At 61.8% G+C, this 21456-nt stretch carries 23 protein-coding genes and 1 tRNA gene; 22 read left to right on the top strand and 2 right to left on the bottom strand.

What is annotated here, in order from left to right:
- Positions 1-5: 5 nt before the first annotated feature.
- The 10 genes from RSO67_RS12235 (at position 6) to RSO67_RS12190 (ending at position 9975) form a co-directional block, all read left to right on the top strand.
- A complete protein-coding gene (locus RSO67_RS12235) occupies positions 6-1019 on the top strand; it encodes a zinc-binding alcohol dehydrogenase family protein (RefSeq protein ID WP_315843673.1) in 1014 nt (337 codons plus the stop codon).
- Positions 1016-1450, top strand: a complete 435-nt coding sequence (locus RSO67_RS12230) for a PaaI family thioesterase (RefSeq protein ID WP_315843672.1) — start codon at positions 1016-1018, stop codon at positions 1448-1450. The genes RSO67_RS12235 and RSO67_RS12230 overlap by 4 nt, the downstream gene beginning before the upstream one ends.
- Before the next feature lie 90 nt (positions 1451-1540).
- Entirely contained in the window at positions 1541-3115 is a 1575-nt protein-coding gene (locus tag RSO67_RS12225; RefSeq protein ID WP_315843671.1) for an ABC transporter substrate-binding protein, read from the top strand.
- Between the two features lie 14 nt (positions 3116-3129).
- Positions 3130-4098 carry an ABC transporter permease gene (locus RSO67_RS12220; protein ID WP_315843670.1) on the top strand — a complete coding sequence of 323 codons (969 nt, stop codon included), beginning with the start codon at positions 3130-3132 and terminating at the stop codon, positions 4096-4098.
- A gap of 3 nt (positions 4099-4101) precedes the next feature.
- Positions 4102-4947, top strand: a complete 846-nt coding sequence (locus tag RSO67_RS12215; protein WP_315843669.1) for an ABC transporter permease — start codon at positions 4102-4104, stop codon at positions 4945-4947.
- A gap of 7 nt (positions 4948-4954) precedes the next feature.
- On the top strand, positions 4955-5977 hold the full coding sequence (locus RSO67_RS12210; RefSeq protein ID WP_410001841.1) for an ABC transporter ATP-binding protein: 1023 nt from the start codon (positions 4955-4957) through the stop codon (positions 5975-5977).
- Positions 5955-6944, top strand: coding sequence for an oligopeptide/dipeptide ABC transporter ATP-binding protein (locus RSO67_RS12205; protein ID WP_315843667.1), 990 nt, complete (start codon positions 5955-5957; stop codon positions 6942-6944). Before RSO67_RS12210 ends, RSO67_RS12205 begins: the two co-directional genes overlap by 23 nt.
- A gap of 24 nt (positions 6945-6968) precedes the next feature.
- Positions 6969-8477: a class I adenylate-forming enzyme family protein gene (locus RSO67_RS12200; RefSeq protein WP_315843666.1), complete on the top strand. Its 1509-nt coding sequence runs from the start codon at positions 6969-6971 to the stop codon at positions 8475-8477.
- Positions 8474-9235 carry an SDR family NAD(P)-dependent oxidoreductase gene (locus RSO67_RS12195; protein ID WP_315843665.1) on the top strand — a complete coding sequence of 254 codons (762 nt, stop codon included), beginning with the start codon at positions 8474-8476 and terminating at the stop codon, positions 9233-9235. Before RSO67_RS12200 ends, RSO67_RS12195 begins: the two co-directional genes overlap by 4 nt.
- 224 nt (positions 9236-9459) lie before the next feature.
- On the top strand, positions 9460-9975 hold the full coding sequence (locus tag RSO67_RS12190; RefSeq protein ID WP_089266090.1) for an Lrp/AsnC family transcriptional regulator: 516 nt from the start codon (positions 9460-9462) through the stop codon (positions 9973-9975).
- A 429-nt stretch (positions 9976-10404) separates the two neighbouring features.
- Here RSO67_RS12190 and RSO67_RS12185 read toward each other — a convergent pair.
- Positions 10405-10479: transfer RNA gene (locus RSO67_RS12185), tRNA-Thr, on the bottom strand.
- Positions 10480-10811: 332 nt separating this feature from the next.
- Here RSO67_RS12185 and RSO67_RS12180 point away from each other — a divergent pair.
- The 5 genes from RSO67_RS12180 (at position 10812) to RSO67_RS12160 (ending at position 14718) form a co-directional block, all read left to right on the top strand.
- Positions 10812-11024, top strand: a complete 213-nt coding sequence (locus RSO67_RS12180; protein ID WP_315843664.1) for a hypothetical protein — start codon at positions 10812-10814, stop codon at positions 11022-11024.
- 35 nt (positions 11025-11059) lie between these two features.
- Positions 11060-12769, top strand: coding sequence for an FAD-dependent oxidoreductase (locus RSO67_RS12175; protein WP_315843663.1), 1710 nt, complete (start codon positions 11060-11062; stop codon positions 12767-12769).
- A gap of 20 nt (positions 12770-12789) precedes the next feature.
- Positions 12790-13098, top strand: a complete 309-nt coding sequence (locus RSO67_RS12170; RefSeq protein ID WP_092145281.1) for a UBP-type zinc finger domain-containing protein — start codon at positions 12790-12792, stop codon at positions 13096-13098.
- 41 nt (positions 13099-13139) lie between these two features.
- Complete coding sequence (locus RSO67_RS12165) at positions 13140-14063, top strand: alpha/beta hydrolase (RefSeq protein ID WP_315843662.1); 924 nt, start codon at positions 13140-13142, stop codon at positions 14061-14063.
- A 148-nt stretch (positions 14064-14211) separates the two neighbouring features.
- Positions 14212-14718, top strand: coding sequence for a hypothetical protein (locus RSO67_RS12160; protein WP_315843661.1), 507 nt, complete (start codon positions 14212-14214; stop codon positions 14716-14718).
- Positions 14719-14749: 31 nt separating this feature from the next.
- Here the strand turns inward: RSO67_RS12160 and RSO67_RS12155 are convergent, their stop codons facing one another.
- Positions 14750-15358, bottom strand: a complete 609-nt coding sequence (locus RSO67_RS12155) for a TetR/AcrR family transcriptional regulator (RefSeq protein ID WP_315843660.1) — start codon at positions 15356-15358, stop codon at positions 14750-14752.
- Between the two features lie 164 nt (positions 15359-15522).
- On the opposite strand from RSO67_RS12155, the gene RSO67_RS12150 reads away from it, so the two are divergent.
- The 7 genes from RSO67_RS12150 to RSO67_RS12120 all read left to right on the top strand — a co-directional run bounded on the left by RSO67_RS12150 (position 15523) and on the right by RSO67_RS12120 (position 21417).
- Positions 15523-16458, top strand: coding sequence for an SDR family oxidoreductase (locus tag RSO67_RS12150; protein WP_315843659.1), 936 nt, complete (start codon positions 15523-15525; stop codon positions 16456-16458).
- Between the two features lie 42 nt (positions 16459-16500).
- Positions 16501-17166 carry an epimerase gene (locus RSO67_RS12145; protein WP_315843658.1) on the top strand — a complete coding sequence of 222 codons (666 nt, stop codon included), beginning with the start codon at positions 16501-16503 and terminating at the stop codon, positions 17164-17166.
- Positions 17167-17292: 126 nt separating this feature from the next.
- Entirely contained in the window at positions 17293-18582 is a 1290-nt protein-coding gene (gene murA / locus RSO67_RS12140) for a UDP-N-acetylglucosamine 1-carboxyvinyltransferase (RefSeq protein ID WP_120286962.1), read from the top strand.
- A 21-nt stretch (positions 18583-18603) separates the two neighbouring features.
- Complete coding sequence (locus tag RSO67_RS12135) at positions 18604-19050, top strand: DUF2948 family protein (RefSeq protein WP_315843657.1); 447 nt, start codon at positions 18604-18606, stop codon at positions 19048-19050.
- 103 nt (positions 19051-19153) lie between these two features.
- Positions 19154-20449 carry a histidinol dehydrogenase gene (gene hisD, locus RSO67_RS12130; RefSeq protein ID WP_315843656.1) on the top strand — a complete coding sequence of 432 codons (1296 nt, stop codon included), beginning with the start codon at positions 19154-19156 and terminating at the stop codon, positions 20447-20449.
- Complete coding sequence (locus RSO67_RS12125) at positions 20446-20943, top strand: UPF0262 family protein (RefSeq protein ID WP_089266102.1); 498 nt, start codon at positions 20446-20448, stop codon at positions 20941-20943. Before hisD ends, RSO67_RS12125 begins: the two co-directional genes overlap by 4 nt.
- Before the next feature lie 6 nt (positions 20944-20949).
- Positions 20950-21417: a low molecular weight phosphatase family protein gene (locus tag RSO67_RS12120; RefSeq protein WP_089266103.1), complete on the top strand. Its 468-nt coding sequence runs from the start codon at positions 20950-20952 to the stop codon at positions 21415-21417.
- Positions 21418-21456 lie beyond the last annotated feature (39 nt).

Here is a 21456-nt window from a genome sequence, read left to right as displayed (position 1 = left end):
AGATCATGCGAGCAGTTGTCCTTCACGAACACGGCGATAACGATAAGCTGCAATTCACGGCGGATTATCCGACGCCGAAGGCCGGCGAGGGCGACGCTGTCATCCGCGTGCGAGCATCGTCGATCAACTATCACGACGTTTTCACCCGCCGGGGTATGCCCGGCATCAAGGTGCCGCTGCCTGTCATCATTGGCCTCGACGTGGTCGGTGAGATCACCGAGCTTGGCGCGGGCGTCACCGGCTGGAATATCGGTGATCGCGTGCTGATCGATCCCGTCAACCGCGTCGAAGGCGGCCTGATGGGCGAGACCCAGGATGGCGGTCTCGCCGAATTCTGCCGCGCCAAGGCGCATCAGCTCGTCAAGATTCCGGAAGGTGTCAGCTTTGAGCAGGCGGCCGCGCTGCCGGTCGCCTATGGCACCGCAATTCGCATGATGAACACCATCGGCCAGATCAAGGCCGGCGAGAAGGTTCTGATTCTTGGCGCCAGCGGCGGCGTCGGCGTGTGCTGTGTCCAGCTCGCCAAGCTGGCCGGCGCCTACGTGATCGCCTGTGCCGGCAGCGAGGAGAAGGGCAAGCGGCTCACGGAGCTCGGCGCGGACGAGATCATCCTCTACACGCAGTCCGACTTCATGAAGACGATCTATGAGCGCCACGGCAAGCCACATCGCAGGCGCTTCGTCGAAGGCGGTGGCGTCGATGTCGTCGTCAACTTCACCGGCGGCGATACCTGGGTCAAATCGCTGCGCTGTCTGAAGCTCGGCGGCCGCATTCTGACTTGCGGTGCGACTGCCGGCTACTCGCCTACTGAAGATCTTCGCTTCATTTGGACCTTCGAACTGGAGATCAAGGGTTCCAACGGCTGGGAACGTGACGATATCACAAAACTGTTCGATCTCGTCGCAGCCAAGAAGCTGCAGGTACTGATCGACAAGACCTATCCGCTGGAAGAAGCGAAGGAAGCGGTGCGCGTCATTGAGGACCGTGCGGTATTCGGCAAAGTCGTGGTGACGCCGTGAGCAAGCCCGACGTCAAGACGCTGACGGCCCCTGAGATTCAGCAAATGCTGGACGTGTCGCCGTTCAACCTGTTCCTCGGCCTTGAGGTGATCAAGGCCGATCCGGAAACGCAGGAAGTGACGATGCGGTCGCCGATGCGGCCGGAATTCGAACGCCGACCGGGCTCCAAGCAATGGCATGGCGGCGTCATTGCCTCGGTCATCGACACCGTCGGTGATTTCGCCGTCGGCATGATGGTCGGGCGCGGCCTTCCGACCGTGAACTTCCGGGTCGATTACCTGAAGCCGGCTGTCGATACCGCCTTGGTCGCCGTGTCGCGGGTGCGCCGTGCCGGAAAGAGTGTCGGCGTCGCTGACGTCGATGTGTTCGACGAAAAGGGGGCGCTGCTCGCTATCGGCCGCGGCACCTATTCGACGCTTGAAGCAAAATAATAGCAGGGCCGGGCAGCGCACGATGGCGGACCGGTTCCTGTCTGCAACAAAGGAAGAACAATGAGCGGTTTTAGCAGACGTGATTTTTTGATGACGACAGCCGGTGCTGCTTTGGCCTCCGGCTTTGCCGGTTCTTCCAAGGCGGCAACCGGGGCGCCGAAGCGCGGCGGCACGCTGGTCGGCACATGGGGCGGATTTGAACCGCAATCGCTGTTCGTTCCAGCGGGTGGCGGCTCCAGTCCGTATTTCACGTCGACCAAGGTGTTCGAGCGGCTGATCCGCCTGACCGCCGATCTCAAATTCGAACCGGTGCTGGCTCTCGGGATCGAGCCGGCAGAGGATTTCCGGAGCTACACGATCAAGCTGCGTCCGAACGTCACCTGGCATGACGGTAAGCCGCTGACCTCGGACGATCTGGTCTTCAATGCGATCCAATACTGGAAGCCGATCTCCGCCGGCGTGACACTGGATGCGCTGCAGACCGCAGAGGCCGTGGATCCGCTGACGGTGGTGCTGAAATTCAAGGTGCCGGTGCCAGAGTTCTTTCTCAAGTCCGTACTGGCCGGCAAGGCCGGTCTCGTCATTCCCAAGCATATCTATGACGGGTCGAACATCATCACCAACCCGATCAACAACACGCCGATCGGCACCGGTCCTTTCAAGGTCAAGGAGTGGGTGCGCGGCAGTCATGTCGAATATGCCCGCAATGACAACTATTGGAATGCTGGCAAGCCTTATCTCGACAAGCTGGTGATCCGCTGGTGGCGAGATCCGGCGTCGCGGTCGGCCGCGTTCGAGGCTGGTCAGCTTGACATAGGCACATTCAATCCGATCCCTGCACCGGACATCGCGCGCCTGACCGCAACCAAGAAGTTCGTTGCCGAGACCAAGGGTTATTCGAACTCTGCCTGGATCACGAGCGTCGAGTTCAATCAGCGTCGCGAGATCTTCAAGAAGCGCGAGGTGCGTCAGGCCCTGCTTCATGCGATCGACCGCGGCTTCATCGCCGATACGGTTTTCTTCGGTCGCGCGCGTCCCTCGCTTGGCGCTCTCCACTTCTCGAATTCGATCTTCTTCACCAAGGACGTCCAGGATTATCCGTTCGACGTCAAGAAGGCTGCCGCGCTGCTCGATGCTGCCGGCTATCCCGTGAAATCCGGCTCGCGCTTCAAGATGAGCCTGGTGTCAGCCGGGTGGTTCGAGGAAAACGTCAAGATCGGTCAGTACCTGAAACAGGCCTTCGAGGATGTCGACATCACCGTCGATCTGGCTATCCCCGATCGCGCGACCTCGCTGAAACGCATCTACACCGACTATGACTACGACGTCGCTGTGTCGAACAATTCAGCCAGCATCGAGCCTATCCCGCAGACAACGCAATACTACACCACCGATGGTATCGTTAAGGGGGCAGCTTTCCGCAACGCCACCGGCTATTCCAATCCGAAGATGGACGAGACCGTCAGCAAGATGGCGATCGAGACCGATGAGAAGAAGCGCGTATCCTTGGTGCACGAGTTCGACAAGCTCGCAGCGAGCGACGCGCCGGTCCTTCCAATGGTCGACCTTGAACCCGTGACGATCGCTCGTTCTGACGTTCGCGATCATTCGCTAACCGCAGACTTCATGGGCGAAAGCTGGGCCGAGGTCTGGCTGGACCGCTGAGAGCGGAGGCGAACATGCGTCGCATCATCATCCGCAGGCTCGTGCAAATCATTCCGCTGATCTTCGCGGTCATTGTGATGAATTTTGTTCTGATCCATCTGGCGCCGGGGAGTCTGTTCGACGTCATGACGTCCGAACAGCAGATCACCGATCCGAAGATGCTGGATCAGCTGCGTCACACCTACGGCGTCGATCAGCCGGTGTCGGTGCAGCTTGCCAAATATATCTGGTCGGTGATGCGGCTCGATCTCGGCTATTCGTACCGGCAGAACGCCCCGGTGTTTGATGTGATCATGCAGCAGCTGCCGGCGACGTTGATCCTGATGCTGGCGGCGATCGGGATCGCGCTGCTCGTTGGCGTCACGGCCGGCGTGCTGGCATCGATCAAGGTCAACACGATCTGGGATAATCTGATCTCGCTCGGTGCGGTATTCTTCTTCGCCGCGCCGAGCTTCTGGCTCGGCATCATGATGACGGTGATGTTCGCGGTGAAGCTCGGCTGGTTTCCGGTCGGTGGCATGCGCACCATTGGTGTGGATGAGAGCGCCATCGGCGCTGTGCTGGACGTCATGCATCATCTCGTCCTTCCCGCAACGGCACTAGGGCTTTTCTACGCAGCGACCTTCGCGCGCGTGATGCGGGCCTCAATGTTGGAGGTGGCCCGGTTGGATTTCGTACGAACGGCGCGTGCCAAAGGCCTGTCGGGCGGTCGCGTGGTTCTGGCACATGTGATGCGCAACGCGATGTTGCCGATCGTCACGCTGCTCGGATTGCAGCTTGGCACCATGCTTGGCGGCAGCGTCGTTATCGAAGCGGTCTTTAGCTGGCCCGGCATCGGCAGCCTGCTGTTCGACAGTGTAATGAGCCGCAATTTCCCCATGGTACTTGGCGTGCTCGTCCTCGGTTCGCTGCTGGTCGCTGTCTGCAACGCGACTGTCGATCTGCTGTATCTGCGGCTCGATCCCCGGATCAAGGCGAGGTAGATCATGCTGACATTGTTCGTCGACTTCGCCCGGCGCTTCGCCCGCAACCGCGCGGCGCTGGTTGGTCTGTTTCTCGTCCTGGTCGTCGTCGGTGTTGCTATTGCCGCGCCATGGTGGTTCCCGCGCAACCCGCTTCGTATTGTCGGGCGGCCGGAGATCTGGCCCTTCATGTCGTCGCGTTATCCGCTCGGCACGGATTCTCTGGGTCGTGACATTGCAGCGATGATTGCCCACGGCGCCCGCACCACGCTTCTGATCGGCCTCTGCGCCAGCCTGACCGCCACCATCATCGGCATCACTGTTGGCGCCACTGCGGCCTATGTCGGCGGCTGGGTCGACGAGCTGTTGATGCGTCTGACAGAATTGTTCCAGACCATCCCGAACCTGATCTTCGTGCTGACCATCGTTTCGATCCTCGGGCAGAAGATCGAATATGTCACCATCGCAGTGGGCGTCGTGACCTGGACGCCGATCGCGCGGCTGACGCGTGCCGAGTTCATGTCGCTGCGCGATCGCGAATTCGTGCAGGCCTGCCGCGCCATGGGGATGGGCAGCCTGCGGATCATGTTCGGCGAGATACTGCCGAATGCATTGCCGCCGGTGATCGTGCTGTCATCACTGGTCGTTGCCGGAGCCGTTCTGTTCGAGTCCGCTGTGGCATTTCTCGGGCTCGGCGATCCTAATGTCACCAGTTGGGGACAGCTGATCGGGGACGGCCGGACGCTCATTCGCTCGTCCTGGTACATCTGCGCAGTGCCGGGTCTTGCGATCATGCTCACTGTGCTGGCGCTCAACCTTGTGGGCGATGGCCTCAACGATGCGCTTAACCCCAAGCTGCGGGACCGCTGAGATGATCATGGGCAGCAAAGCCGGTCCAACGCCAATCCTCGCCATTGAGAACCTGCAGGTGTCGTTGTTCACGCGCCGTGGCATTTTGCCTGCGGTCGATGGCCTGTCGCTGACGGTCTCGGCCGGCGAGACGCTGGCCATCGTCGGTGAATCCGGCTGTGGCAAGTCGCTGACGGCGCTGGCGATCATGCGGTTGTTGCCGAACCCGCCCGCAAAGATCGGCGGGGGTGCCGTCCGCTTCATGGGGCGTGATCTCGCTGCTCTGTCCGAGCGCGAGATGCAACGGGTTCGCGGCAAAGACATCTCGATGATCTTCCAGGATCCGATGACATCGCTGAACCCTGTGGTCGCGGTCGGGGATCAGCTGATCGAGGCAATCAGGCGCCACAATGACGTGTCGCGTCACGAGGCGAGAGACCGCGCGGTTGAGTTGCTGCGTCGGGTGCGCATCCCGGATGCGGAGCGCCGCCTCGCCGATTATCCGCACCAGATGTCCGGCGGCATGAGCCAGCGCGTGATGATCGCCATGGCGATCGCCTGCGGGCCAAAGCTCCTGATCGCCGACGAACCGACCACGGCGCTCGACGTCACCATTCAGGCGCAGATCATCGAACTGATGAAGGAGCTGCAGTCCAGCTCCGACATGGGTCTCATCATCATCACCCATGATCTCGGTGTCGTTGCGGAGGTCGCAGACCGGGTGGCCGTGATGTATGCCGGCCGCAAGGTCGAGGAAGCGCCGGTGGAGGCATTGTTCGAGCGGCCGCTGCATCGCTACACGCGCGGGCTACTGGGCGCGACGCCATCGGCGCAGCGCCGCCGGGGCAGCCGCTTAGTCGAAATTACGGGCAACGTGCCGGCGCTGTCCGATTTGCCGCAGGGCTGTGCCTTCCAGAACCGTTGTCCCGATGTATTCGATCGCTGCCGTGCCGAGCGACCACAGCTGGCGCCGTTGCTGCCGCACCGTTCCGCCGCCTGTTTTGCTGCCGAGAAGGAGTTATCGCGCGATGCCGCTGCTATCGGTGCTTAGTCTCTGTGTCCAATACCTGAGCGCACAGGGTGTCCTGCGGGCGGTCGACGATGTGAGCTTCGACCTCGAACCCGGAGAGACTGTGGGGCTGGTCGGGGAATCCGGCTGCGGCAAGTCCACGCTCGGCAAGGCGATCATGCGTCTGGTGCCGACGTCCGACGGACGCGTCTTCCTCGATGGTGACGACGTCACGCGGATGCAGGCAGGCGCGTTGAAGGCCTCGCGGAAGTCGATGCAGATGATCTTTCAGGATCCTTATGGATCGCTCAATCCACGCCACGACGTCGGCACCATCGTCGGGCAACCGCTCAGCGTCGCCGGCTGGTCGCGCCGTGATATCAAGGATCGTGTCATCGAATTGTTGGGACAGGTGGGCCTGCCGGCCGATGCGATGCGGCGCTATCCGCATGAGTTCTCTGGCGGCCAGCGCCAGCGTCTCGGCATTGCGCGTGCACTTGCGCTCAAGCCCAAGGTAATCATCTGCGACGAGCCGGTATCTGCGCTGGACGTTTCGGTGCGCGCGCAGGTCATCAATCTGCTTGAGGACCTGCAGCAGGCGACGGGCGTGTCGTATCTGTTCATCTCGCACGATCTTTCGGTCGTCGAGCATATTTCGGACCGGCTGATCGTGATGTATCTCGGTCGGATCGTCGAAACAGGCCGCAGCGAGGATGTCTGGGATAGACCGGCGCATCCTTATACGGAGGCCTTGCTCGCCGCCGCGCCGATCGCCGATCCGCGCATTGCACGGAGCCACGCTCGCAGTGTGCTGCAGGGCGAACTGCCAAGCCCGCTCAATCCGCCGCCAGGCTGCAGCTTCAGCACGCGCTGCCCCTACGCTCAGGCGCTTTGCCGCGAGGAGCGACCGATGCTGCGCGATGTCTCCGATGGCCGCAAGGTGGCCTGTCACTACGATCTACTTGAACAACCCGCGGCGCTGCCGCGTGTCGCGCGAGTGGCTAATTGAGTTCTCAGAAGTGGAGCATTGCCAATGCGGTGGAATAATCTCGGTGACCTGATCGATCGCAGCGGTGACCTTGATCGGGAGGCGGTCATCGATCTGATCGATCCCGCGCATCCCAGGCGCTACACCCACCGTCAGATCGATGAGATGGCAAACGGGGTCGCCCAGTATCTTGTCGATAGCGGTTACAAGCGTGGCACGCATGTCGCGATTCTGTCGTTTAACCGCGCCGAATACATCATGTGCTATTTCGGCATCATGCGCGCCGGATGCATCGCTGTTCCGGTCAATATCAAGGCTGCGCGCGACACCGTCGATTTTGTGATGGATGACGCGAAGATCGCGCTGGCCTTCGTGGACAATGCCAACCGGCCGATGGTGCGCGACGGCATTCCCATCATCAATTTCGACGATAGCGGCCCAAGCGGCTTTACTGCGACCATCAAGCCCGCAGCGTTCAGCGCCGTCGAGACGACGCGGGAAGAGGTCGGGCAAATGCTCTACACCTCCGGCTCCACCGGCCGGCCCAAAGGCGTACCGCTATCGCACTACGGACAACTCTGGGCGATCTCGACACGGACCAGCGGTGCGCTCAATCAGGATGATCGCTACATCATCGCGCAGCCGCTGTTTCACATGAATGGCCTGTTTGCCATCAAGACGATCTTCGCTCAGAATGCGTCTGTAGTGGTGCTGCCGTCGTTCGAGACCCGCAGTTATATTGAGGCCATCGCCAAGTACAAGGTGACCGCCGCCACGGCCGTTCCCACCATGTGGGCCCGTGTCGTCAAGGAAACGGAACTGCTGGCGAAGAATGATATCACCTCGGTTCGTCGCCTGATGCTTGGATCGGCGCCGATGACCATGGGTCTATGGGACAGGATCAAGCAGGCGCTGCCCAACGTCGTGATGACGATGGGCTATGGTACTACGGAAGCAGGGCCGGCTGTGTTCGGCCCGCATCCCGACAAGATCCCGACGCCGCCGTTAGGGTTGGGCTATCCAATCCACGTGGAGGATGTCCGGCTCGTCAACGGCACCGAGAACGAAGGCGTGTTGTTGATGCGCAATCCGGCGGTGCTGGATCACTATCACAATCTGCCGCAGCAGACCGCCAAGGTGTTGACCGATGGTTGGTATTACAGTGGCGATGTGATGCGCCGCGATGCCAACGGCTTCTATTTCTTCGTAGGCCGTGCCGACGACATGTTTGTCTGCTCCGGCGAGAACATCTATCCGGGCGAAGTCGAGAAGCTGTTGGAACGTCACCCGCAGGTCCAGCAGGCGGCAGTGGTGCCGTTGCCCGACGAAGAACGGAGCCAGGTGCCGGTCGCCTTTATCGTCACCCGCGAGCAGCCCACGCCGAGCTTCGACGATATCCGTCAGTTCGCGATCGCCAATGGTCCGGCATATCAGCACCCGCGGCGGGTTGAGTTCGTCCACGAACTGCCTTGGGCGGGCACCAACAAGATCGACCGCAAGGCGCTGATCGATCGGGCGCGCAGCCTGGAAGCCAGTCACGGCTGGTCCGCATGAGCGGGCTGGCGGGGAAAATTGCGCTGGTTACTGGCGCCAGTCGGGGGATCGGTCAGGCTATCGCACGTCGCTTGGCGAAGGACGGCGCAACCGTCGCGATCCATTACAACGCCTCGGTCGATGCCGCGAATGCGACTGTGGCGGCCATCACCGCCGCTGGCGGCGACGCCTTTCCGATCAAGGCTGATCTCTCGGAACGCGGTGGCGCAGCCGCCTTGGCCGCGGATTTTGGCGCCGAACTGACCGAACGCCATGGCAGCGCTGCATTCGATATTCTCGTCAACAACGCCGGCGTGGGAAAACGCGCGGTCATTGAGGATATTTCCGAGGACGACTTCGATCTTCTGCTGCAGACCAATCTGAAATCGCCGTTCTTTCTGATCAAGGCACTGATGCCACATCTTCGCAATGGCGGCCGTATCATCAATATCTCGTCGATGGGGACGCGTTCGGCCTATCCGACCATGGCCGCCTACGCGCCGGCCAAAGCGGGTCTGGAAGCGCTGAGCCGCTTGCTGGCCGTTCATCTCGGGGGTCGACAGATCACGGTGAATTCCGTGATGCCCGGCGCGACGGCGACGGACATGAACATCGTCGCGCGCGATCCGGTGGCCAGCCGCGCAGTGGCTGAGACAATCGCGCTCGGCCGGGTCGGGCAACCCGACGATATCGCCAGGGTCGTCGCCTTTCTCGCGTCGGACGAGGCGGGCTGGGTCACTGGCCAGCAGATCGATGCGAGTGGCGGCCAGCGGCTGTAAGAGGCCACGCATTCAATCAACGCGCCGATATCACGATACGCGGTGGCGCATTCATCTTAGCGCTGCGTTAGCGAAGGCGTCGCTTTTGACGCCAGCCTGCTGCTCGAATGCGCAGCGATGATAATTGTTTATGCTCGCGAACTTTCAAATCTCGCAATAGCATTGCGTCACGATGGCAATGAACGGCAGAAATATTCTGCGTACACCTTTCATCGGAGGCAACTATGCTCGACGAGCTCGACCGCAAAATTCTCGCGGCACTCCAGGTAGACAGCAGCCTTTCAATGCAGGACCTCGCCGATCGCGTAGGTCTGAGTTCCACGCCGTGTTGGCGTCGCATCCAGAAGCTCGAAAGCTCTGGCTATATCAAGCGACGCGTTGCACTTCTCGATGCAGACAAGCTGAATTTGGGTGTCAGCGTTTTCATCGCGGTGCGAACGAACCAGCATAACGCGGAGTGGGTTCAGCGTTTCCGGAAGATCGTCGTCAGCTTCCCCGAGGTGGTCGATTTCTATCGCCTGAGCGGTGATGTGGACTATCTGATCCGGGCTGTGGTCTCGGATATCCGGGCCTACGACGATCTTTATCAGCGGCTGATCGCCAAGATTGATCTGCATGATGTGTCGTCGATGTTCACGATGGAGCAGATCAAGTCGACGACCGAATTGCCGCTCATGAATGCTTTGGTGAAACAGGGGCGGGGCGATATATCTTCGGCTGCGCATTCCCTGTCACATTGAGATGCCGCGGCTCCGAAGCTGCCGCATGGAGTGTAATCGTTCGTGTGCTGCGGGCAGCACCGTTCCACGATTTCCGGCTAGAGCGGTACGTGCCGGCCGATCGCACCTGTGTCTTCTACGGTTCGACGGGGGTCAGCAGAGGCATTATATGCGCCAAACGAAAAAACCGCCGGTTAGGGCGGGATCCAGCGGTCATCTCGATTTTGGTCCATCATTCAAAGCCACAAGCGTACCGCCCCCGCAAAGGGGGCTGTTTCAAGTTCGTTTGAGTCCGGTGATATGGCTGCTTATGCCGGGCGATTGGAACGGGCAGGGAACAGAGCCCCGGATATTTTCGTATTGAACCGCGATTTCGCGTTCTGTCTGCCGCGAGACGCCTGATTGTCAGGTGCCTCGGTCCGGAGAACTTATTGATTTAACAGGGAAAAATGGTGCTGCCAGACAGGATTGAACTGTCGACCTCTCCATTACCAATGGAGTGCTCTACCACTGAGCTACGGCAGCATGCTGGGTGCAGGAATCAGCCTCGAGGGCGCCTACCAAGCGGGGCGATCCTTGCCACAAGGTCACGGGCGGCGCAAGCGCGGGTGGCACTTAGAATGCATCATTATAACAGGGGTGTGGTCGGCCTGTTGCGGTTGCAGCCGCCTTGCGCTTCGCCATTGGCGAGTCGATCCGGTTCCCATGGCTTCGACAACCGCCGGCAGAGCCTTCATTGGCCGGATCATCACCTCGAAGCCGATCATCTCGCCTGACACGTTGAAGGCGGTTATGTATGGGGTCTCAGGATCCAATCTGGCGCATCTCTGCACACCATTCGATCGACCATAACAGCCATGACCGATACGCCGAGCAAACCCGCCAAGGAAAGTGCAACTGCCCGTCACGACAGGCTGCGTCAGGCGCTGCGTGAAAATCTCAAGCGCCGGAAGGTGCAAATGCGCGGGCGCGCCAGTCAGGCCGGCGATACCGTCGCAGTCGAGGCGTCACCGGATGCCGATAAGATACAGGACTTCTGTTCAAGACCCGTCGATCCCGATCGGGATTGATGGCACCTGTCCGCCGCGTGAGCATGCGAGTTTAAATGTCATCAGAATCCCAAGCATCATCCAGCGCCGAGCTGCCGGCCTACGCGCCGCGGGCGGCGCTGCCGCGGCACGATCAGACTTTTCCCGTGCTGACGGCGGCGGAGATCGAGCGGATGCGCCGCTTCGGTGAGATCCGGCATTACAAGGATGGCGATTGCCTGTTCGAGACCGGCAAGCCCGGTCCCGGCATGTTCGTGGTGTTGTCCGGACATGTGACGATCACCCAGCGCGACGGTTTCGGCCGTATCACGCCGGTGGCCGATCAGTGCACCGGACAGTTCGTCGCCGAGATCGCGCAACTGTCGGGCCGCGTCGCGCTGGTTGACGGTCATGCTGAAGGCGATGTCGAGACGCTGCTGATTCCGCCGGAACGGCTGCGCGCACTGCTGATCGCGGAAGCGGATCTGGGCGAGCGCATCATGCGTGCGCTGATCCTGCGTCGGGTGAACCTTTTGCAGGGCAGCGCTGGCGGTCCGGCTTTCATCGGCGCAGCCAATTCCAGCGATGTCATCCGCCTGCAGGGTTTTCTCAGCCGCAACGGTTATCCGCATCATCTGCTCGACCCCGCAACGGACAAGGACGCCGCCGATCTGATCGCGCGCTATACGCCGTCGCCGGAGGATCTGCCGCTGGTGGTGGTGGCCGACGGCACGGTGCTGCGCAATCCGTCATTCTCCGAACTCGCCCGCGCGATGGGCATGATCAGCCATATCGCCAAGGGCAAGACCTATGACGTCGCCATCGTCGGCAGCGGACCCGCGGGCTTGTCCACCGCGGTGTATGGCGCGTCGGAAGGCCTGTCGATTGCGGTGTGCGATGCCAAATCATTCGGCGGGCAGGCGGGTGCCAGCGCGCGGATCGAGAACTATCTGGGTTTCCCCACCGGCATCTCCGGCATGGCGCTTACGGCGCGTGCCTTCAACCAGGCGCAGAAGTTCGGCGCCGATATCATGATCCCGGCGGCCGTGAAGTCGCTGGACTGTTCACGCAAGGACGGACTGTTCGCTCTTGAACTTGACGACGGCGATGTCATGCGTGCCAAGGCCATCGTGGTGGCATCGGGCGCACGCTATCGCCGGCCGGATATCGAGCGGCTCGCCGATTTCGAAGGTCGCGGCGTCTGGTACTGGGCATCTCCGATCGAGGCCCGGCTCTGCAGGGAGCAGGAAATCTACCTGGTCGGGGGTGGCAATTCGGCAGGTCAGGCGGCGGTGTTTCTCGCGAGCCAGGCCAACAAGGTGCATATGGTGATCCGCGGCGGCGGCCTCGGCGCCAGCATGTCGCGCTATCTGATCGAGCGCATCGAGGCGACACCGAATATCGAGCTGGTCTTCAACACCGAAGTCGTGGCGCTGGAGGGGACGCAGGAGGCGGGGCTCGAACGGATCTGCACCCGTAGTCGGCTGTCCGGCGAGGAGTCCTGCGCTGACATCCGCAATCTGTTCCTGTTCGTCGGCGCCGATCCCGCCACCGAGTGGCTGGCGGACTGCGGCGTCACGCTCGATCGTCATGGCTTCATCATCACCGGCATTCCCGCCAATGGCCGCAGCGTGCAGGCGCTGGAGACGTCGGTGTCCGGTGTCTTTGCGGTCGGTGATGTGCGCTCGGGTTCGGTGAAGCGTGTCGGCGGCGCGATCGGCGAGGGCGCCCAGGTGGTGGCGGCGCTGCATGGTTTTCTCGGCGATACGGCCACGCCAACCCTTTGAGCTCATAACGGGAGATCATCATGCCGAAAGGCTGCACGCATATTTCCGGCATTCGCGATGTGACACCCAGCGCACTCGGTTGCGAGGAATGCCTGAAAACGGGCAGTATGTGGGTGCACTTGCGGATCTGCCGGACCTGCGGTCACGTCGGCTGCTGCGACGACTCCCCGAACAAGCACGCGACCAAGCATTTCCACGCCACGAAGCATCCGATTATCGAAGGCTACGATCCGCCCGAAGGCTGGGGCTGGTGCTATGTCGATGAAGTCATGTTCGATTTGTCGGATCGAAAGACTCCGCACAACGGGCCGATTCCGCGCTACTACTGAGACAATCGTCCCGACGCGGGCGACGTTTCAGTGGGGACTTCATGCACATTTTTACGATCGGACGCCGGGCTTTGTTGGGTGTGCTGCTGGCCGTCCTGGCAGCGCCGTTTCTCCCCGTATCCGCTTCAGCGCAAGCTCCGCAAAGCCGCTTCGCCACCATCAACGGCGTCAAGCTGCATTATCTCATTGCGGGCAAGGGCGATCCGATCGTGCTGCTGCATGGCTATGCCGAGACCAGCCATATGTGGCGCCCGCTGATCGCGAAACTTGCGGCCAGTCATACGGTGATCGCGCCAGATCTGCGTGGCTTCGGCGATTCCGACGCGCCGGCTGATGGCTACACCAAGGCGGCGATGGCGCGCGATATCCATGCGCTGGTGGTCGGCCTGAAATATCCCAAGGTGAAAATTGTCGGGCATGACATCGGTCTGATGGTCGCCTATGCCTATGCTGCGCAATATCCGGCCGAGGTCGATCGTATCGCGTTGATGGATGCGTTCCTGCCCGGCGTCGGCGACTGGACCCATGTCTGGCTGCTGCGCGATCTTTGGCATTTTCATTTCTACGGCAAGACGCCGCTGGCGCTGGTAGCGGGCCGCGAGCGCATTTACCTCGAGCACTTCTGGAATGATTTCGCGGCGGACCCGAAGAAGTCGGTGCCGGAAAAGGACCGCGTGTTTTACGCCAAGGCCTATGCGAAGCCCGGCCACATGGCAGCCGGATTCGAGGTCTTCCGCGCTTTTGAGAAAGATGCCGCCGAGTTTGCCGAACTTGCCAAGACCAAACTGCCAATGCCGATGCTGGTTCTCTCCGGTGAGAAGGCCGGTGGGTCTTTTCTGATCGAGCAAGGGCGCCTCGTCGCCAGCAATGTGGACGGCGTTATCGTCAAAGGCTCAGGCCATTGGCTGATGGAAGAAGCTCCCGATCAGGTGATCCCGAAACTGGTTGAGTTTCTCAACAAGTAGATTGCGCGGCTCTATTGATCGAACGCGAATGTCTTGAACAAAACGGCGCCCTGCGCGCAAATCTATATGATGACTATCAGCCAAAAACTATTGGCAAGTTCCCGCGCTGCACCCTAAGATTTGAAAAGTTCTAAAGCAGGGGTGCATCATGGTCCTAGGAATGAGCTTGGCAACGTTCACGTTGCTTCATGTGGTGGTCAGCCTGATCGGCATCGTCGCGGGCCTTGTCGCAATGGTCGGGTTGTTGAAGTCAAAGCCGATGCCCGGCTGGACCGGTCTGTTTTTGCTGACGACGATCCTGACCAGCGTGACCGGCTTTTTCTTCCCGGTCGAAAAACTGCTGCCGTCGCATGTCATCGGCATCATTTCGCTGGTGCTGCTGGCGGTCGCCTGTTTGGCGCTGTACGGCCAGAAGCTGGCGGGGTCATGGCGCTGGATTTACGTGCTGACTGCGATGATCTCGCTTTATCTCAATGTGTTCGTGCTGGTGATCCAGAGCTTCCTGAAGGTCCCGCCGCTTCATGCGCTGGCACCGAGCGTGCCGCCGAGTGAGCCGCCTTTTGCGATCGTTCAGGGCATCGTGCTGGTGTTCTTCGTCGTCACGACCTTCCTTGCGATCAGGAAGTTTCGCCCGATGCCCGGCGGCTTCGCCTGATCGCAGCGCGACGATCTCCCGCCGATAGCCGCTAGGCTTTGCCTTTTCGGGCGGGCGATTCCCGGAGGATCGCCCGTATCTCGCCGAAGGTGCGCTTCACCAGCGCCTCGGGTCTTTCGCCCGCGCCCTGCGCTAGCCAGATCTCGCCGCCGATCCGCATCGCGCCCGTCGTGATCATGGCGACCAGCCGCGCCTGTAATTGGCCGGATTTGTCTTTGGCGCGGTTGCCGAGCGCGGCAGCGATGGCGCGCTCCATCTTCTCGTATTTCACGTGGTCGCGCGCGCGCAGCGCGGGATTACCGTGCTTCAATCGCGCAATGGCGATCGCCTCGGAGCTCTCGAGCTGCTGCGCCATCGAGAGCAAAGCATTTTCCGCGGCCAGCAGCATCGGCTCGTCCGCGGGCCTTGCGGCGATCGCGGCCACAAGGAAATCCGTGCTGGCATCCTGCCACGCCAGCACCAGGTCTTCCTTCGACGCGAAGTAATGGAAGAAACTGCGGCGCGAGATCTCTGCGGCAGCGGCGATGTCGTCCAGCGTCGTTTCTTCGAAACCGCGCCTGAGAAACAGTTCCATCGCGACCTTGGTCAGCCGCTCTCGGGTCTGCTGGCGCTTCCGTTCGCGCAGGCCGGTCGGCGGCACAACAGGTGCCGCAACCGATTCCGTGTCTGTTTTCTTCGGCTTAGCCGGCGTCCTGGCGGTCACAACAATCCTCGATCTGCACCTATTGCAAGTTTGCACTGAGTGCACATTTATGTCCGGCGGCCGCGCCGCGCAACGATTCTCGATCCTGGGGAGATATAAGCATGACGGACTGGAGCATCGACCATATTCCGCCCATGACCGGCAAACTGGCCGTGGTGACCGGGGCGACAGGCGGCCTCGGCTTCGAGACGGCAATGGCGCTTGCGGGAGCCGGCGCCGAAGTGGTGCTGACCGGCCGTAGCGACGCCAAGGGGAGTGCCGCGATCGAGCGCATCTGCGAGCGACATCCCGACGCGATTATCAGCTATGAGCACCTCGATCTCGCCAGCCTGGACTCCGTCGCTACTTTCGCACGCCGTTTCGATGCGATGTACGCGTCGCTTGATCTGCTGATTAATAATGCCGGCGTGATGGCGCTGCCGACGCGCCAGACCACCGCCGACGGCTTCGAGATGCAGCTCGGTACCAATTATCTCGGTCACTATGCGCTCACGGCGCGTCTGCTCCCGGTGCTTCGCCGCAACAAGGCGCCGCGTGTGGTCAATCTCAGCAGTCTTGCGCATCGTTCGGGCCTCATCGACTTCGACGATCTTCAGGGCGCGACATTCTACAAGCCGTGGAAAGCCTATCAGCAGTCGAAGCTCGCGATGCTGATCTTCGCGATCGAACTGCAGCGGCGCAGCGATGCCGCGGGCTGGGGTCTAATGAGCAATGCCGCGCATCCCGGTTTCGCGCTCACCGATCTCATTCCGAACGGTCCCGGCAGTGGTGGCTTGATGGGGCTCGGAAGCCGGTTGCTGCGTCCGCTGAGCCATTCAGCCGCCGCCGGTGCCTTGCCCACGCTGTTTGCGGCTACCTCACCCGATGCGAAGCCAGCTGGCTATTACGGCCCGAACGGCGTCTACGAAATGAAGGGGCCGCCGGCTCCCGCGAAGATCATGCCGCGAGCGCAGGACGCCGCCGTCGCTGCGCGGTTGTGGGAGGTCTCAGCTGCGCTCACCGGCATGTCGTTCGATCAGGTCGCAATTGCCGCCTGATTGCGTCGCGCGATCGACTGTCAGTGATCCAAAGGAAGTCTCATGAAAGTCATTCTGTTCGGTGCGACCGGCATGGTCGGCCAAGGCGCGCTGCGCGAATGCCTGCTCGATCCCGATGTCGAAGCCGTGCTCGTGGTCGGCCGCAGTCCTACCGGGCAACGCGATGCCAAACTGCGTGAGATCACGCATACGGATTTTTTCGATCTGTCGGCCATCGCACCTGACTTGACGGGCTATGACGCCTGCCTGTTCTGCCTCGGCATCTCTTCACTGGGCATGAGCGAGTCGGATTATCGCCGGGTCACCTATGACATCACCCTCGCGGTCGCGAACACGCTGGTCCGGCTCAATCCTGGCATGACCTTCGTCTACGTGACCGGCCAGAGCACCGACAGCACCGAGCAGAGCAGCGTGATGTGGGCGCGGGTCAAGGGTAAAACCGAGAACGACTTGCTCAAGCTGCCGTTCCAGGCGGCCTATATGTTTCGCCCCGGTGGCATCCAGCCGCTGCATGGTGTTCGTTCGAAGACGGCGTGGGTTCAGGCGATCTACACCGCGACCGCGCCGCTTTGGGGGCTGCTGGTCCGGATCGCGCCGAAATACGTCACCACGACGGAGAAAGTCGGCCGCGCCATGATCCGGGTGGTTCGCAACGGCTATTCCAAGCCCATTCTTGAGACGCCTGATATCAACCTGGTCGGAGCGTAAACGGGCCGATTCGGCCCTTTTTCAGATTTGCTGCCGGCCTCATCGAAAAACCGCAAATTTCGACGCTTTTGCTTTAAAGAGGCCATCCGCCCTATAGTCGGGGCACAGCAATCAGCGGGAATCGGTATGGATCGCATTCGCATCGTCGGCGGCAGCAAACTCAATGGCACGATCCCGATTTCGGGCGCCAAGAACGCGGCGCTGCCATTGATGATCGCCGGTCTGTTGACCGACGAGACGCTGATTCTCGACAACGTGCCGCGTCTGGCCGACGTCGCGCAGTTGCAGCGCATTCTCGGCAATCACGGCGTGGACATCATGTCGGCCGGCAAGCGCCCGGGCGACCATGAATATCAGGGCCAGACCCTGCATATCTCCGCCGCCAACATCATCGATACGACAGCGCCCTACGAGCTGGTGTCGAAGATGCGCGCGTCCTTCTGGGTGATCGCACCGCTGTTGGCGCGCATGCACGAAGCCAAGGTGTCGCTACCCGGCGGCTGCGCCATCGGCACCCGCCCGGTGGATCTGTTGATCATGGCGCTGGAGAAGCTCGGCGCCGAACTCACCATCGACGGCGGTTATGTCATCGCCAAGGCCCCCGGCGGCCTCAAAGGCGCGGAGATCGATTTCGCCAAGGTCACCGTCTCCGGCACTCATGTGGCGCTGATGGCCGCCACGCTGGCCAAGGGTACGACCATTATCAACAATGCGGCGTGCGAGCCGGAAATCGTCGACGTCGCCGACTGCCTGAACAAGATGGGCGCGCGCATTTCTGGCGCCGGCACCCCGACGATCACGATCGAGGGCGTGGCCAAGCTGAATGGCACGCGCCACACCGTGCTGCCGGATCGTATCGAGACTGGCACCTATGCCATGGCCGTGGCCATGACCGGGGGCGACGTGCAGCTCTCAGGCGCACGGCCTGAATTGCTACAGTCGGCGCTCGACGTACTGGTCGAGGCGGGCGCGACGGTGACGCCGAACAACGATGGCATCCGCATCTCGCGCAACGGCGCGGGCATCAAGCCGGTGAACGTGTCGACGGCGCCATTCCCGGGCTTTCCGACCGATCTGCAGGCGCAACTCATGGCGCTGATGACGACAGCCACGGGCTCCTCGCATATTACCGAGACAATTTTCGAGAACCGCTTCATGCATGTGCAGGAGCTGGCACGCTTCGGTGCGCGAATTCACCTCGACGGTGAAACCGCGACCATCGACGGTACGGCCAAGCTGCGCGGCGCGCCCGTGATGGCGACCGATCTGCGCGCCTCGGTCTCTCTGGTGATCGCCGGCCTCGTCGCGGAAGGCGAGACCATGGTCAACCGCATCTATCATCTCGATCGCGGCTTCGAGCGGCTCGAGGAAAAGCTGTCTGCCTGCGGCGCCACCATCGAGCGCATCAGCGGATAGGATTCTCTCAAAGGGGTCGCCGTGACGGGTCAACGCAAGCTGATTGCACTGGATGCTGACGACCTCGCGGTGATTTCCGCGCATGTTCAGGATGCCGCCGTCAATGTCGGCGACATTATCTGGCGGCAGGGCGAGAAGCGGCTCGTGGTCGGCATGAGCCGGCTCGACTGGGATCAGACGATTTCAGGGGAAGTCACGCCGCGCCGGCTGGTCTCGGCGCTGCGCTTCGACCGCGTGCTGGCCTGCAAGTCCCGCGATATCGATCTCGAAACGCCCGACATCGCGCTGGAACTGTTCGGCATCGAATTCCATGCCGCCGAGCCTCCTGGCGGTAGCGTCGTCCTGATCTTCGCCGGTGGGGGCGCACTCCGGCTGGATGTCGAGTGTCTTGAGGTCGAACTGGCGGATCTCGGCCCGGACGATCTGACCAGCGATGCCGGCACCGAGGCCTCCGGTCTGGACGCCTGATCCGCTATTCATCCTTTCCATGGCAGCACAGGGTTGACGGCCCTTTGCCGCCGCGCCATTGAGCAGGGGGCCTTGGCCGGCAAGGCCCCGCCGGAACACCAGAATGCCAATTCGTATCGATACCGCCAGCGCCGATTTCACCCAGCGCTTCAATGCTTTCCTGACCATGAAGCGTGAAGTCGCGGCCGATATCGAGGCTGCCACGCGCGCCATTGTCGACGACGTCGCCGCTCGCGGCGACGATGCGCTGCTGGAGGCCACCCGTAAGTTCGACCGGCTGGACCTCAAGGCCTCCGGACTGCGCGTGAGCCCGGCCGAGGTCGATGCCGCCGTCGCCGCCTGCGACGCAGAGACCGTCGAGGCCCTGACATTCGCCCGCGATCGCATCGAGCTGTTCCACAAGCGCCAGCTGCCCAAGGACGACCGCTTCACCGATGCGCTCGGGGTCGAGCTTGGCTGGCGCTGGAGCGCCATCGAGGCCGTTGGTCTGTATGTGCCCGGCGGCACCGCCGCCTATCCATCGTCGGTGCTGATGAATGCCGTGCCGGCCAGGGTCGCCGGCGTCGAGCGCGTGGTGATGGTGGTGCCGTCGCCGGACGGCAAGCTCAACCCGCTAGTGCTGGCCGCGGCGAAGCTCGGCGGCGTGTCCGAGATCTATCGCGTCGGTGGCGCGCAGGCCGTGGCCGCTTTGGCCTATGGCACCGCGACCGTCGCGCCGGTGGCCAAGATCGTCGGTCCCGGCAATGCCTATGTGGCCGCTGCCAAGCGCCAAGTGTTCGGCAAGGTCGGCATCGACATGATCGCCGGTCCGTCGGAAGTCCTGGTCATCGCCGATGACACCGCCAATGCCGACTGGATTGCGGCGGATCTCCTCGCGCAGGCTGAGCACGACGTCAATGCGCAGTCGATTCTGATCACCGACAGCAAGGCACTGGCCGACAATGTCGCGCGTGCAGTCGAAGCGCAGCTCACCACGCTGCCGCGCGCGGACATCGCGCGCGCGTCGTGGGACGAATATGGCGCGATCATTCTGGTGCAGGCGCTCGATGACGCCGTGCCGCTCGCCAACGCCATTGCCGCGGAGCATCTCGAAATCATGACGGCCGATCCTGAAGCGTTCTCGCTCAAGATACGCAATGCCGGCGCCATCTTCCTCGGCGGCCATACGCCGGAAGCGATTGGCGATTATGTCGGCGGCTCCAACCACGTGCTGCCGACGGCGCGTTCGGCGCGGTTCTCGTCGGGCCTCGGCGTGCTTGACTTCATGAAGCGAACATCGATCCTGAAGTGCGGGCCGGATCAGCTGCGGGCGCTGGGACCGGCTGCGATGACGCTGGGCAAGGCCGAAGGCCTCGATGCCCACGCACGTTCGGTCGGATTGCGCCTCAATTTGCGATGAGTAATGCCCCTCCACCAGAGGATGACAGCAACAACCGCATCGTCGCGGTGACGCTCGATGAGGAATCGATCGGCCGTTCCGGGCCGGATATCGAGCATGAGCGCGCGATCGCGATCTACGACCTGATCGAGCAGAATCTGTTCGCGCCGGAAGGCGCGCATGTCGGTCCGTTTACGCTGCATATCGGCATCACCGGCAGCAGGCTGATGTTCGACATCCGCCGCGAGGACGGCACGCCTGTCGTCGCGCACCTTCTGTCGCTCGGGCCGTTCCGCCGCATTGTGAAGGACTACTTCATGATCTGCGACAGCTACTATCAGGCGATCCGTACCGCTACGCCCGACAAGATCGAGGCGATCGACATGGGCCGCCGCGGCATCCACGACGAAGGCTCGCGGACGCTGCAGGAACGATTGGCCGGCAAGGTGCGCGTCGATTTCGAAACGTCGCGGCGGCTGTTTACGTTGATCTCCGTCCTTCACTGGAAAGGCTAGTCGCTGATGGCCGCGCCGCCACGCGCGCGTACGCCGCAGGCGGTGTTGTTTGCCTGTGGCCAGAACAGCGTGCGCTCGCCGATGGCCGCCAGCCTGTTGCAGCAGATGTTTCCGCAGGCGCTGTATGTGAAATCTGCCGGGGTGAAGAAGGGCGAGCTCGATCCCTTCGCGGTGGCCGTGATGGCCGAACTCGGCCAGGACATCTCCAGACACAAGCCCATGACCTTCGAGGAACTCGAAGACTGGGAAGGGCTCAATTTTGACCTCATCATCACGCTGTCGCCCGAGGCGCATCACAAGGCGCTGGATCTGACACGCACCGATGCCGCCGAGGTCGAATACTGGCCGACGGTGGATCCTACGGGAACCGAAGGTAACCGCGACCAGAAACTGGCTGCCTATCGCGAGGTCTGCGATGGGCTTTTGCTGCGGATCCGCAAACGTTTCGCCAAAGGCAGTGCTGCCAGCGGCTAAATACAGCGTGTGCGGTTGTCGAAGCAGGGGGCTTCCGAT

It is taken from the genome of Tardiphaga sp. 709 (assembly GCF_032401055.1).
In the GTDB taxonomy this organism is placed as follows: Bacteria; Pseudomonadota; Alphaproteobacteria; order Rhizobiales; family Xanthobacteraceae; genus Tardiphaga.
The sequence above is the reverse complement of the archived record's forward strand: the minus strand, read 5'-3'. Positions and strand labels throughout refer to the sequence as shown.

Excerpts from the sequence above, each read along its gene's own strand:
- RSO67_RS12180 (WP_315843664.1), top strand. The coding sequence starts at position 10,812 with ATGACCGATACGCCGAGCAAACCCGCCAAGGAAAGTGCAACTGCCCGT.
- hisD (WP_315843656.1), top strand. The coding sequence starts at position 19,154 with ATGCCAATTCGTATCGATACCGCCAGCGCCGATTTCACCCAGCGCTTC.
- RSO67_RS12200 (WP_315843666.1), top strand. The coding sequence starts at position 6,969 with ATGCGGTGGAATAATCTCGGTGACCTGATCGATCGCAGCGGTGACCTT.
- murA (WP_120286962.1), top strand. The coding sequence starts at position 17,293 with ATGGATCGCATTCGCATCGTCGGCGGCAGCAAACTCAATGGCACGATC.
- RSO67_RS12120 (WP_089266103.1), top strand. The coding sequence starts at position 20,950 with ATGGCCGCGCCGCCACGCGCGCGTACGCCGCAGGCGGTGTTGTTTGCC.
- RSO67_RS12160 (WP_315843661.1), top strand. The coding sequence starts at position 14,212 with ATGGTCCTAGGAATGAGCTTGGCAACGTTCACGTTGCTTCATGTGGTG.
- RSO67_RS12190 (WP_089266090.1), top strand. The coding sequence starts at position 9,460 with ATGCTCGACGAGCTCGACCGCAAAATTCTCGCGGCACTCCAGGTAGAC.
- RSO67_RS12125 (WP_089266102.1), top strand. The coding sequence starts at position 20,446 with ATGAGTAATGCCCCTCCACCAGAGGATGACAGCAACAACCGCATCGTC.
- RSO67_RS12215 (WP_315843669.1), top strand. The coding sequence starts at position 4,102 with ATGCTGACATTGTTCGTCGACTTCGCCCGGCGCTTCGCCCGCAACCGC.
- RSO67_RS12170 (WP_092145281.1), top strand. The coding sequence starts at position 12,790 with ATGCCGAAAGGCTGCACGCATATTTCCGGCATTCGCGATGTGACACCC.
- RSO67_RS12225 (WP_315843671.1), top strand. The coding sequence starts at position 1,541 with ATGACGACAGCCGGTGCTGCTTTGGCCTCCGGCTTTGCCGGTTCTTCC.
- RSO67_RS12175 (WP_315843663.1), top strand. The coding sequence starts at position 11,060 with ATGTCATCAGAATCCCAAGCATCATCCAGCGCCGAGCTGCCGGCCTAC.
- RSO67_RS12150 (WP_315843659.1), top strand. The coding sequence starts at position 15,523 with ATGACGGACTGGAGCATCGACCATATTCCGCCCATGACCGGCAAACTG.
- RSO67_RS12165 (WP_315843662.1), top strand. The coding sequence starts at position 13,140 with ATGCACATTTTTACGATCGGACGCCGGGCTTTGTTGGGTGTGCTGCTG.
- RSO67_RS12145 (WP_315843658.1), top strand. The coding sequence starts at position 16,501 with ATGAAAGTCATTCTGTTCGGTGCGACCGGCATGGTCGGCCAAGGCGCG.
- RSO67_RS12220 (WP_315843670.1), top strand. The coding sequence starts at position 3,130 with ATGCGTCGCATCATCATCCGCAGGCTCGTGCAAATCATTCCGCTGATC.
- RSO67_RS12235 (WP_315843673.1), top strand. The coding sequence starts at position 6 with ATGCGAGCAGTTGTCCTTCACGAACACGGCGATAACGATAAGCTGCAA.
- RSO67_RS12195 (WP_315843665.1), top strand. The coding sequence starts at position 8,474 with ATGAGCGGGCTGGCGGGGAAAATTGCGCTGGTTACTGGCGCCAGTCGG.
- RSO67_RS12205 (WP_315843667.1), top strand. The coding sequence starts at position 5,955 with ATGCCGCTGCTATCGGTGCTTAGTCTCTGTGTCCAATACCTGAGCGCA.
- RSO67_RS12210 (WP_410001841.1), top strand. The coding sequence starts at position 4,955 with ATGGGCAGCAAAGCCGGTCCAACGCCAATCCTCGCCATTGAGAACCTG.